At 59.7% G+C, this 13,497-nt stretch carries 4 protein-coding genes and 2 pseudogenes; all 6 read left to right on the top strand.

Annotated features, from left to right (window positions below; genetic code table 11):
- Positions 1-6: 6 nt before the first annotated feature.
- Positions 7-9,789: pseudogene (locus tag BZL41_RS29150) on the top strand (hemagglutinin repeat-containing protein); the annotation flags it as partial.
- 1,515 nt (positions 9,790-11,304) lie between these two features.
- Positions 11,305-11,667: pseudogene (locus BZL41_RS29480) on the top strand (EndoU domain-containing protein); the annotation flags it as partial.
- Between the two features lie 6 nt (positions 11,668-11,673).
- Entirely contained in the window at positions 11,674-11,928 is a 255-nt protein-coding gene (locus BZL41_RS18760) for a MafI family immunity protein (protein WP_095600704.1), read from the top strand.
- A 236-nt stretch (positions 11,929-12,164) separates the two neighbouring features.
- Positions 12,165-12,650 (top strand): hypothetical protein, encoded by a 486-nt coding sequence (locus BZL41_RS28115; protein WP_143518121.1) that lies wholly within the window; start codon positions 12,165-12,167, stop codon positions 12,648-12,650.
- A 192-nt stretch (positions 12,651-12,842) separates the two neighbouring features.
- Positions 12,843-13,109 carry a hypothetical protein gene (locus tag BZL41_RS18755; RefSeq protein ID WP_095600705.1) on the top strand — a complete coding sequence of 89 codons (267 nt, stop codon included), beginning with the start codon at positions 12,843-12,845 and terminating at the stop codon, positions 13,107-13,109.
- 1 nt (position 13,110) lies between these two features.
- Positions 13,111-13,440 (top strand): hypothetical protein, encoded by a 330-nt coding sequence (locus BZL41_RS18750; RefSeq protein WP_095600703.1) that lies wholly within the window; start codon positions 13,111-13,113, stop codon positions 13,438-13,440.
- Positions 13,441-13,497 lie beyond the last annotated feature (57 nt).

The raw sequence follows: 13,497 nt of genomic DNA, 5'->3' as shown, positions 1-13,497 counted from the left end.
GGCGGCATCATCCTCGGCAACGCGAACCTCCAGGGCCAGGCGGCGGGCCTGATCCTCAACGAAGTCACCGGCGGCAACCCCAGCCAGCTCGAGGGCTACACCGAAGTGGCGGGCAAGTCCGCCCACGTCATCGTGGCCAACCCCCATGGCATCACCTGCGATGGCTGCGGCTTCCTCAACACCCCGCGGGTCACCCTCAGCACCGGCAAACCGGTGGTTGAGAACGGCCGGCTGGACCGCTTCAGCGTCGACGGCGGCGAGATCGCCATCGAAGGCACCGGCCTCAACGCCAGCAACATCGACCAGTTCGACCTGATCACCCGTAGCGCCAAGCTCAACGCCGAGCTGCACGCGAAGCAGCTCAACGTCATCACCGGCCGCAACGAGGTCAAGGCCGGCGACCTCAGCGTCACCGCCAAGGCCGACGACGGCAGCGCCAAACCGGCCCTGGCCATCGATAGCTCGGCGCTGGGCGGCATGTACGCCGGGGCGATCCGCCTGGTCGGCACCGAAGCCGGGGTAGGGGTGAAACTGGCTGGCGACATGGCTGCCAGCGGCGGGGACATCCGCATCGACGCCAACGGCCGGCTGACCCTGGCGCAGACGGCTGCCAGCGGCGATATCGCTCTCAAGGCGCAGGACATCGAACTGACCGGCAAGACCTACGCTGGCAATAGGGTCGACGCCCAGGCCAGCGGCGAAATCGCCAACCGCCAGAGCCTCGCGGCGCGCAACACGGTGAGCCTGACCGGCGCCCAAGTGACCAACGGCGGCGTGATCGAAGCGGGCGTCAACCCGGACAACACACGCAATACCGTCGGCGACGTCAGCCTGACCGGTCAGGATGTGCGCAACAGCGGCACGGTAATCGCCAGCCGGAACCTGGATGCCACCCTCACCGGGACGCTGGATAACCGTGGCGGCACCCTGAGCGGTAAGACCGGCACCGCTGTCAGCGCCGCAACGCTGGATAACAGTGCCAAGGGCCGGCTGCTGTCCAGCGGCAGCCTGACCGTGGAGGTCGACGCGCTGAACAATCGCGGTGGCCTGATTGCCAGCGGCAAGGACCTGAACCTCACCAGTACGAACCATCTGGACAACCAGGCCGGGGAAATCTCCAGCCAGACTACAGTCGCCATCGAGGGCGGCAAGGTCGATAACCGTGGTGGCCTGATCACCGCCGGCAGCACGCTTGGCGTAACGGCCAGTGAGCTGGACAACAGTGCCCAAGGCACGCTGAGCAGCCAGGGCAGTCTGAAATTGGCCGAGGCGGCGGTGAATAACCAGGATGGCGCCATCGTCGCCGCCCAACGCCTGGACATTGCCGGCAAGACCCTGGACAACCGCGGCGGGCTGGTCAGCGGCAAGGCCGATGTGGCGGTAGCGGTGGATGCGCTGCTGGATAACCGGGAGCAAGGCACGGTCATTGCCGACGGCCAGCTCAGCGTTACTGCTGATGAGCTGCGCAACGGCAACGGCGGTCAGGTCGCTGCCAAAGGCGATACCACCGTTCGTGTCGGCAATCTCAGCCAGCAGGGCGGCGAACTGCTCAGCCAGGGCCAACTGACCCTCGATGCCGATCGGGTGGATAACCGTCATGCGGGCCTTATCGCTGCCAGCAAAGGGTTGGAGATCCGTGTCGGCGAATCTCTGCTCAACGGCGGCGGGGAAATTTCCACCCAGGGCAAGGCCAGCCTCCGCGTGCAGGCCGCTGCCGGGCAGCCGGCCGCGTTGCTGGATAACAGCAACGGCGGCCTGATCATCGGTGACCAGGGCCTGACCCTCACCGTGCAGCGCCTGCTCAACCACACCAAGGGCGTGCTGAGCGGTCGCGACGGTCTGCTCCTGACCGGTGACAGCCTGGACAACAGCGCAGGCGGCACCCTGAGCAGCCAGAAAACGCTGGGCGTGAAAATGTCCGGCGCACTGGACAACCATGGCCAGGGGGCGTTGCTCAGCGGCGGCAACCTGACGGTCGATGCGGGCAGTCTGGACAACAGCGCCGGTGGCTTGCTCTCCAGTGCTGGTGCCCTCGGCGTCAGCAACGGCAGCCTGAACAACCAGGGCGGCAAACTGGTCAGCGACGGCCAACTGAGCATCGCCAACAACCGTCTGGATAACAGCAACGGCGGCGTGATCAGTGCCGGGCAGGCGCTTTCCATCGGTACCGGGCAGCTCGATAACCAGCAGCAGGGCCTGATCAGGAGCGGTGCGGGCCTGACGATCACTGCGGGCCAGATCAACAACCATGACCAGGGGCAGATCGCGGCCAAAGGTGCCATGCAGGTCACCGCCAGCGGCCTCGACCAACAGAAAGGGGGCGAGCTGGTCAGCGAAACCGCACTGACCCTCGATCTCCAGGGCGGCGCCCTGAACAACAGCAATCACGGGCTGATCGCCACCCCCGGCGCGCTACTGCTGAACAACCTCGGCCGGGTCGATAACTCGGTCGGTGGCGAGATTTCCAGCACGCAGAGCTTTCTGCTCAAGGCCAGTGAGCTGAACAACGCTGCCGGTCGCGTCATCAGCGGCCAGGACTTGCAACTGCAGATCACCGGGACGCTGCTGAACAACCTCAAGGGCGCGCTCTCCGCCGCCAAGCTGACGGTGCAGGCCCGTAGCCTGGACAACTCCGCAGGCGGTGTGCTGGTCAGCCAGGGTGATATCGGCATCGACCTCAAAGGCAAGCTGGATAACCACGATCAGGGCCTGATCTCCGCAGGCACCGCGCTGACGCTCGACAGTGGCGAACTGGACAACTCCAACGATGGACTGCTGGCCAGCGGCACCGCGCTGCGCCTGACCACAGGCTCCGCTGACAACCAGGGCGGCATCCTGGCCAGCCAGGGCACGCTGGAAGCCACCGCCGGTAACCTCGACAACCGCAACGGAGTGATCAGCAGCCAGCGAGCGTTGAGCCTGACCGCCGATGCCGTGGATAACCGCGACAAGGGCCTGATCGCCAGCGCCGCCGGCCTGACCCTGACGGCCGATAGCCTGGATTCCAGCAATGGCGGCGAGGTCTCGGCCAAGGACGACCTGCGCCTGACCGTTGCCCGGTTGATCCAGCAGCAAGGGCGCCTGATCGGTGAGGCCGGTGTTCATCTCGACCTGCTGGGCGGTGACCTGGACAACCGTGGTGGCCTGCTCAGCGCCCAAGGGCCGCTTACCCTGGAAAACCTGGCCACGCTGGACAACCGTGGCGGCGAGCTTTCCAGCAGCCAGAGCTACAACCTGACCGCCAGCGCGATCGACAACGGCGACAAAGGGCGGCTGATCAGCGCCGGCACCCTCGGGCTCGAGCTGGGCACCGGCGAATTGCGTAACGCCAACGGGGGTTTGATTTCCGGCTGGCAAGGGCTGACGGTCGAGGCCGGCAGCCTGGACAACAGCGGCCTGGGCACTGTGTCCAGCCGCGAGGGCAGTGTCGGCGTCGCGCTGAGCGGTGCGCTCGACAACAGCGGCGAAGGTGCGTTGGTCAGCAAGGGCGTGCTGACCGTGGCGGCTGCCAGCCTGGATAACAGCGCCAAGGGCATTCTCTCCAGCGGGGACGACCTCGAACTGACCCTCTCCGGCGCACTGAACAACCGTGACGGTGGCCTGATCGACACCCAGGGCGGGCTGACCGCCAGCGCCGGCGCGGTGGACAACCACGCCGGGCAGATCGGCAGCCAGAAGACGGCCACCGTCACCGCGAGCAGCCTGGACAACAGCGCGGGCCAGCTTTCCGGCAACGCCGCGTTGACCCTGACGCTGACCGGTAACCTGCTCAATACACAAAGCGCCAAGCTGGCCAGCGCCGGCCCGTTGGTGCTCAAGGCGGCCGCCATCGACAACCGGGGCGGCAGCCTGATCAGCCAGAACCTGCTGCAACTGACGGCTGCCAGCCTGAACAACAGTAACAGCGGTACCCTCGCTGCGCGTAACGCCCTCGGCATCACCCTCAACGGCGCGCTGGACAATAGCGCCGACGGCTTGATTCACAGCCAACAGAGCAGCATCGGTATTCGGGCACAGAGCCTGAACAATGCCGACGGCACGTTGAGCAGCCAGCAGGACCTCGCCATCAACCTGGATGGCACGCTGAACAACCAAGGCGGCCGTCTCGAAAGCCGGGCTGGCAACCTCGACCTGCAAAAGGCCAGCAGCGTCGACAACAGCGGCGGCGTGCTCAGCAGCATGAACGGCTGGCTGAAACTGATCACCACCGGTTTGTTCGACAACGACGCCGGCACCACCCAGGCACAAGCCCTGGACATCACCGCGAACGGCCTCGACAACCGTGGCGGGCACCTCTCCGCACTGACCGGCGATGCCGACCTCGACCTTGGCACTGCTGCGTTCAACAACCAGGACGGCGGCCTTTACGCGCATCGACTGCTCGCCGTGGTTGCGGGTGATTTCAATAACCAGGGTGTGGTTCAGGGAGAGGGGGGACAGGTTGGTGCCCAACGTATCGACTTCGGTTTGTCCGGTGCCTTGCGCAACGGCTATGGCATCGTCGAAAGCGGCAGCACCCTGAGCCTTGACGCCGTCAGCATCGACAACCAGTACGGCAACCTTCGGGCTTTGGGCGTCAGCGGAGACACTCGGATCGCCAGCGGTACGCTGGACAATCGCAACGGCACCCTCGAAACCGCCAACACCAACCTGGCCATGAGCGTTGCCGGTCTGCAAAGCACGGGTGGCCGCATCCTGCATTCCGGCAACGGTATTTTCGGCCTGAGCGCAGCCCAAGTCATGGGGGCCGGCGGTGACCTCAGCACCAACGGCCTGCTGACCCTTACCGCGGACAATTGGACTAACAGCGGTGTCCTTCAGGCTGGGCAATTGGTGCTGAACATCGGCACCTTCACCCAGACCGCCAGCGGTCAGCTTCTGGCCGGACGATCCCTGACCGGTACCGGCACCCAGTGGATCAACCACGGCCTGCTGGCGAGCGATGGCACCGTCAACCTCACCCTGACTGGCAGCTACGGAGGCAATGGCCAACTCACCAGCCTGGGCGACCTGAGCCTGAGCGCGGCCAGCATCGACCTTGCCAGCAGCGCCCGTATTGCCGGTGGCGGCACGACCACCGTCAGTAGCACCGGCCTGCTCACCAATCGCGGCAAACTCACCTCGGCAGGCGACCTGGCGCTTACCTCCAATACTTTGAACAACTACGGCACCCTCGGCAGTGCGGGGAAGCTGCGCATCGAGGCGTCGGGACTGCTCAATGAGAGCGGATTGATCTTCAGTGGCGGCGACATGACGCTGCGGGTGAATGACTTCACCAATCTTCGCGCCGATGTATACAGCCTGGGCTCGCTATGGGTTTCTAAAGACGATGGGAATAACTGGTCGGCTTCGCTGGAGAATATTTCCGGGACTATCGAAAGCCATGGCGATATGCAGCTCCGCACGACGGTGCTGAATAACCGAAAGGAAAACTTCGAACTTTCGGATCGATTGGTTTCCGGCGAAATCACCTACGAGTGCAAAGAGCATGATGGTCACTGTGCGGGCAGTCACTACGACATCATGTATTACGTGGACGAGGTGATTGAGCGTGTCGTTCAGTCCGATTCGGCCGCGGCCAATATCATTTCCGGCGGAAACCTTTCGGTTTTGGGGGATACATTCGCCAACAGCCACAGCCTGGTTTCTGCGGTTGAAGATATCTCCATTGATGTCAAGGACTTCAGCAACGAGGGTGCTGCGGCGTCGACGGTAATTCGCCATCGGATGTTCCGTACGCCCGTTGACTCGGAGAGCGGTGCCCGGTTCTGGGAAATGGTCGAGCCCGGCGGAGCAATATCCGAATACGCCAAATACAACTCCCGCTATGTAATGAAGTATTGGAATGTCGAGGAGGACCCAGATGGAGGGGCGACCTGGAACACGACCAATTTCCGCAACGAACAAAGAACCAATCAACTGAATGCCTATTACGATCCCGATCGGCAGCAACCGGTGCCGAGCAGGATTCTGGGATACACACTTTTTTCCTCCAGCGAAACGGTAACGCCCTCGGGAACTGCCTCCAATGCAGTGGTACAGGCAGGTGGCAGTGTGCAAATCAAGGCCACCTCTTCGTTCAATAACAGCGTCCTGACTGAGAACACCAATGTAACGTCTGGCACCAGCAGGGTCGGCAGCACGGCAACCAGCGGTACTGGCAAGAGCTTTGTCGTCAAGTTGAATGCGCAGTTGCCGCCTGAGCTGCAACAACAGCAAATCAACCCATTGACACTTCCCGGCTTCACCTTGCCGCAAGGCGAAAATGGTCTGTTCCGTTTGAGCGGGCAAGGGGCGGCAAACGGTGCGGCGAGCGCTGTGCAGGGTGCGACCGACGGCAGTGTCTTGACGGGTAGCACCGTGGCGGTTGGCGATGGCCAGCAATCCGTAGGGCCGGTAGATGCTTCTGGTGTTGCCTGGAGCGTGCAAAACGGGCAAAGCACAGGCGGTACACCTACGGACGCCACCGCCCTTATGCCAGGTGGCGTGCAGAGCCTGCCCAACAGCACAGGCCCCAGCGTCAGTCACAAGTACCTGATCGAAACCAACCCGGCGCTGACCAACCTCAAGCAGTTCATGAGTTCGGACTACCTGCTGGGTAACCTGGGCTACGACACCGATACCACGCAGAAGCGTCTGGGCGATGGCCTCTACGAACAGCGCCTGATCCGCGAAGCCATCGTCGCCCGTACGGGCCAGCGCTTCCTCGCCGGATTGACCTCGGACGAGGCGATGTTCCGCTATTTGATGGACAACGCCATCGCCAGCAAGGAGTCGCTCAATCTCTCCCTCGGCGTCACCCTCACTGCCGAGCAGGTGGCCGCGCTGACCCACGACATCGTCTGGCTGGAAGAGTACGAGGTGAACGGCGAGAAGGTGCTGGTGCCGGTGCTCTATCTGGCCCAGGCCGAAGGTCGCCTGGCACCGAGCGGGGCATTGATCCAGGGGCGCGACGTGGCGCTGATCAGCGGCGGCGAGCTGAACAATCAGGGCACCTTGCGCGCCAGCGGCAATCTCGACATCACTGCCGGCAATATAAGCAATACCGGCCTGATGCAGGCCAATGAACGGCTATCCCTCCTGGCAACGGAGAGCATCCGCAATGCACAGGGCGGCATCATCACTGGCCGCGACGTCGACCTGACGGCACTGAATGGCGATGTGCTCAATGAGCGTACCGTCACTCGCAATGATTACCGTATCGGCAACCGGCGTTATATCCAGGACTACGTGGATAGCGCCTCGCGGATCGAGGCGGCCAGCGCTCTGGAAATCAGCGCGGGTCGTGACATCGCCAACCTCGGCAGTGTGCTGGAAAGCCGGGGCGATCTGGCGCTCTCTGCTGGCCGGGATGTCTCCATTGCTTCGGTAGAACAACTGCGCTTGCAGACCAAGGGCTCCCGCTACCGGGACGAGCATGTCGCCCAGATCGGCGCTCAGGTGGTCTCCGGTGGCGATATCGCCATCAGCGCCGACAGGGACCTGCAGATCGTCACCAGTCGCCTGGAGGCCCAACGGGACTTGGCCTTGGTCGCAGGCGGCGATGTGCTCGTGAGCGCTGCCGCCAACGAAGATCACTTCTATTCCAAGAGCAAGAAAGTCACCCAAAGCACCGACAGCGTGCGCCAGCAGTCCAGCGTCATCCAGGCCGGGCGGGATGTGACGGTCGAGGCCGGAGAAGACCTGACGCTGGTCGCCAGCCGGATCAAAGGGGGCAACGACGTCGACCTGGATGCCGGACAGGACATCAACGTCCTGTCCGCCAAGGATGAAAGCGCGTCCTTCTACTTCAAGAAGAGCAAAGGCTCCTTCGGACGGAGCAAGAGCAAACAGAAGGAGTCCTACGACAGCACCAACGTCGCCTCGGTGATCGAAGCGGGCAACGATCTGACGCTGAACACCAGTAAGGCGGAAGATGGCAGCCTGAACATCGACGGCGGTCGCAACGTGACCGTGATCGGCAGCCAGCTCGACGCCGGCAACGACCTGCTGGTTGGCGCAACGGGTGACGTAGCGATTCTCTCCGGCGTCGAGGAGCACGGCTCCTACAGCAAGAAGACCAAGTCCGGTTTCCTGGGCCTCTCCAAGAGCGGCAAGAGCCAGCTCAAGACCCACGCCAGCCAGGTTGCCAGCGAACTGGAGGCAGATAACGACGTTGTCATCGCTGCCGGCAACGATATCCGCCTGCGCGCCAGCGAGACGTCGGCCGGCAACGACGTGGAACTGCATGCCGGCCTGGTCAGCGAGACCGGCGACATCAATCTCGTGTCGGCCAACGACACCGCCTACAGCCTGACCAAGGAGTACAAGAAGAAGGTCGGCCTGTCCCTCTCCGATTCCGTCGGCATTGCCATGGGCACGCCCTCGTGGGGTGGCGACATCTCGCTGGCCTCGGCCAAGAAGGCCGGCAAGGAAGCGATCAGCTCGACCAACGTCGGCAGCCAGGTGACGGCGGAGCGCGACGCGACGCTGCAGGCCGAGCGCGACATCAACATCGTCGGCAGCGGTGTGAGCGCCGGGCGCAACGTCCTGCTCGATGCCGGCCGCGACGTCAACGTGGTCGCCGGTACCAGCAGCCAGCAAACCACGACTTGGGAGAACACCAAGACGTTCGGCATGCAGCAGGACTTCGACCGTAACGGCTACACCACCTTCATCGGCGAAGAAAAGCTCAAGGACAAGAAACTCGACACCCGGCAAACCGCTGCCGCCAGCCAGATCGATGCCGGGCTGGACCTCGACGTGAAGGCTGGCCGGGACATCGTCCAGCAAGGCTCGGACATGAGCGCCGGCTACGACATCAACCTGCAGGCCGGTCGCAACATCCTGATCGACGCCGCGCCCGAGCAATCGGTGACGGCCCGCGAACAGAGCCAGACGCGCACGGGGACGACGACCAAGGTCAGCCATAACGTCGGCAACATGCTGGATGCGCTCAATGGGGCAGGCAAAGGCGATAACGCCGTCAGCCAGGTATCCAGCGTGCTCCAGGCGGCCGATGCGGTCACGCAGGTGCTCAGTGGCCCGAGCTTCGCCGCGCATGTCGGAACAGGAAGCCAGAGCCAGAGCAGCAGCGAAACGGTAATCGGCAGCCGGCCGTCCACGCTGCAAGCCGGTAACGATATCAACGCGACCGCTGGTAATGACTTCGTTGCCAAGGGCAGCCAGTTCTCGGCGGGACGCGACATCAATGTCACCGGTCGGGACGTCAGCTTCGATGTGGCGCGGGGCTCCCAATCCAGCCAAAGCGAGCAAAGCCAAGGCCAGAGCGGCATCAATAGCGGCACCACCTTCAACAGCGCGCGTGCCGGTGTCGGTGGCAGCCATGGCATCGCAAGCGCGGAGCAGTCATTGGGGACGGCCGCCCCAACGCAGCTTCTGGCCGGTCGCGATATCAACCTCCAGGCCAGTCATGACCTGAGTTTGATTGGTACCCAGGCGCAGGCTGCCCGCGACATCAATCTGAAGGCCGCGAATGATCTGAACATTCGCGCGGCGCAAAACGACTCCCAGAGCGATTCCAGTCGCCGCAGTGGCGGTGGAGAAGTGGGTGTCGTGGTCGGTGGAAACGATTTCATCGCCCTGTACGCGAGCGTCGACTTTGGCAAGGGCAACCTCGACCGTGTAGGGGCCCGGCAGCAGGAAGCCTATCTCTATGCCGGACGAGGCTTGAACTTCGAGAGCGGCCGCGATACGACCGTCGCCGGAGCGAGGCTGGAGGGTGAAGAGGTCACCGGCAAGGTTGGGCGTGACCTGACAGTTTCCTCGGTTCCGAACACCGGCAAGGTGAGTGGCAAGGAACTCGATGCCAGCATGACCGTCACCATCGGCTACGGCTCGGGTAGCGTCAGCGGTTCGCTTGGGGTAGGCAAGACCACCGGCAAGACCGACTGGGTGGAAAACCAGACCTCCATCGTTGCGCGCGACCGGCTGGATATCCGCACCGAAGACCACACCCAGATCGACGGCGCGGTCATCGCCTCACGCACCGGCAACCTCAAGCTGGATACTGGCACCCTTGGCTTCCGCGACATCGAGGGCGAGGACAAGGAGCACAGCTACTACATCAACGCTGGCGGTAGCTATGGCTGGGGTGGTGCCAACAGCAATGCCCAAAAGGATAACCAGCCGGCTACGGGCGCCAGTGTCGCCGTCCAGGACAAAAGCCAGGAAGGCAAAGGCGAAGAGGGTGCCAATGGCTGGAGCCTGAGCGGCTACGACTACCGCAAGGAACGCGAACAGATCGTCCGCGCCACGGTGGGCGAAGGCGAAATCGTCGTCCGCAGCGATGCGGAAACGGGCAAGGATTCCACGGCGGGCCTGAACCGTGATCCCAGCAAAGCCTACGAGATCACCAAGGACGATGAAGAGCGCACCGACCTGTATGTGAGCAAGTCGTCGGTGGAGGCGGTAAGAAACCCGGTTGGGACATATAGCCAATGGAAAAGCCAGCTTTCGAACTATGCAAAAAATAGTGACAAGGCCGGCGAAAAAGCCAAGAAGCTTATCGACAAGAGCGGGGCTGCTGTTCAAGCCATATGGAATGAAATCCAGGCTCAAAACGTTTCGCTCGATAGCGTTCCCAATAATGCCAGAGATGCCTTGGGCGATGAAAAAGCGCTGGCCATGGCAAAAAACCTGGTTCGTAACGGAAAAAATCCCAGCGAACTGGCTCAGCTTGACGAAAAAGACATGGCGGCCGTTGCGAAGATGGCCGAAGTCTTTGAAGCGTTTGACTATGCGGTTGCTACGTGCCAAGCCAGCGGCCGCTGCCCAGTGGTAGGGCCGAACGAAAAAATCACCTCCAATGAGCGGGTTTATCAATACACGGATGCCCAAGGAGAAACGCACGTTGTTCGCTTGATTGGTCTGGATGCCCGGACATCTGGCGAAAAGATGCTTGCGACAACTGACAAATTCATGGGCTATCTGGATACCTTGCCCAAGGAGCAGGCCCAAGTGGTGCTGCTTGGAGTGCAGGCTTTTCTTGGCCCCACGAAAGCAGCCGTAGGCTTGGCCGGGAATTTCCTGATATCGCAGTTGTTTGGCGAGGAAATTGAAGCATACAAAAACAGCGCCGCATTGAGCATCGCGGACACCTTGACCCGTAAGGAGAGAGAGCAGCTATCGAACAGCGACGAGGCGTTGAAAGCCCTTAACGCAGAGGGGAAGGTCAACGAGACCGGAGATGCCTACGTTCGAGGGGCCTCGGGGCTGCTGGACATTGCGCTAGGGACTGTTGGAGGAATCGCCGGAAAGGTAGCATCGAAGGCGATTGGGGTTAATACTGGTCCAAAAGCGACTGGAAAGGATTATGTCGATATTCTTTCCCCTGAAGCTAAAAAACATATTTTGTATGGCGACAAGCCTGGAAGTGGTGGCCATATGTGGCCAGGTCAACCAGGGAAGACAGTTTTCCCTCAGAGTTGGTCGGCAGATAAAATAGTTCACGAGGTCGGCGACATTGCGACGTCCCCTAATACCAAGTGGTACGCCCAAACAGGAACTGGCGGGATTTATACAAGCAAAGGCGATCCTGCCAAATGGGTTGCTTATGAAGTGCGTGACGGAGTTCGTATGCGTGTTGTTTACCAGCCAGCTACAGGCACGGTGGTCACGGCCTTTCCCGACAATGCACCAATTCCACCCTATAAGCCCATAAAGTAGGTCTCTATGTTCGCTGATCGTATTGTCAAATTTGGAGAGCGATTCCAGGGGCGGCTAGATTCTACGCTGCTTCAGGGAGCATTAGATTATGTCGGATATAGTGAAGAGAGCCTGGCTTTCGAGATTTTGTGTGACCATATTTGCGAATATGATGTATCTATAAGTGATGAGGAATATGCCGAGGCTATTCAGTTAGCCTTGGATATGGGGTTCTCTTTGGAAGAGGGGCCATTCAAGCATCTGAAGGGCTTGAAGTCATAGATTTACAGTTGGTCCAAAAGCTAGTGTGGATGCGCCCAGCGGGGGCTTTGGACCAAGGGGGCATGGTGGGCCGTCAGTGTGGATGGGAATGCTATTTATCGATACTCTGATGGCCGTGATGGAACTGTCCACTGGTCTGGCAGTACAAATGATAGAAATGCACCGTTAGGACCGGAGAGGGTTCCAAATGAGGTGCTTAAGGAATTTGGTTTTAAGAGTAAGGGAAGTAAGTCTCCATGGTGATAGGTGATCCTTCAAAATTTGCTTTTGAGTGCCGTTTTTCGGATGTTAAAAGCCTCCTTGGGCGAGTGTATGTTTATATAGAGGGGAGGAGATTTGGTTCGAATATTGATTATGAGCTGGATTCTTTTGCTAGGGAACTAAGGGTGGAGGTTATTAATTGTGGTCTAAGGTTCTATCCAGAGCTTATTAGGTTTAGTGCAGCAGATGTTTTTTGGATAAGAGAGGAGCTTTCTGAAAGTGAGGTAGTCAGGGTTTCTGATACTCTTAATATCTCAAGTGATGATTTGGATAATATATTCTTATATACACCTAGTTATTTTTTGGATTCTTATGCGTTTGCAATGGTGAAATCTGAGTTTGCGGAGCGAGTGTATTTGTATAAGTCAGGAGAAAATTTGTTTTTCGATGTGCTGTTGGGTGTAGATGAGTTTGAATGTTGCTCTATGCAGCTTATTGAATATATAGAGAGTCGCTTTTAAGGGCTGTGCGACGCCGGTCGTACAGGGCAATACCAGTGGTTCGGATGGCGGCTATGGTGTTGTAGATGGCCAAGCCAGCGGCGCGACCAGTATCGTAGGTAATCAACCGGGCATGCGCAGGGGGCGACAAGCTATACGAACCCGGTGCATCAGGCGAATCTGGGGGCTGTGTATAACCAATCCGTTGGTAGTATGAAAGAATTCTTATCTAGCCCAGATTTTGGTCGTGAGTTAGCGATTGCAACCCAGAAAACGTCAAAAATTTACGATGGTCAAAGTGTTTATCAAGCAACTAAGGCTATTGGGGATAACATAAAGCGTGGCCGCCAGGTTTATCTTGATGGCTTGCATAAAGATCACTTGGAAGTATTTGATAAAGCGGGTAGGTTTAAGTTTGTTTTGAACTTGGATGGGTCTATTGATGACGCAAGACTAGATCTGCTGGGCAAAGGAGGCTGAAGTGAAAGATATTTATTTGCTTAAAAATGCCTTGCTTAATTTGTCTGAAAGGAACGGGCTGGTTTTGGCCGATTTTAGTGCTGACTATAGTCAGGATTGGGAGGAGGAGTTCGAAGCTAGATTTCACCAAATGCTCGGAGACTTGACGCATTTTATAGGGGCGTTGAATAAAGATGATCAAGTAGGTCAGTTGGCTGCGTTGCTTAGGTTGCGTGCGCGGCTTCTTGATTTGTCGAATTTCTTTTCGGATATTTATGAGGATGTTAATGGTTTGATTGAATGTGATGCAATATTAACCCGGCAATCAAATACAAGATATAATGGCGCATGAAAAAAAGAATTGATGCCCGAAAACTACCCAGAGATGCCCAAGACGAGATGCGTCGTC

The sequence above is a fragment of the Pseudomonas sp. PIC25 genome, from assembly GCF_002286785.1.
Taxonomy (GTDB): domain Bacteria; phylum Pseudomonadota; class Gammaproteobacteria; order Pseudomonadales; family Pseudomonadaceae; genus Pseudomonas_M.
Note: the sequence above shows the minus strand (reverse complement) of the source record. Positions and strands in the feature narration are given on the sequence as shown.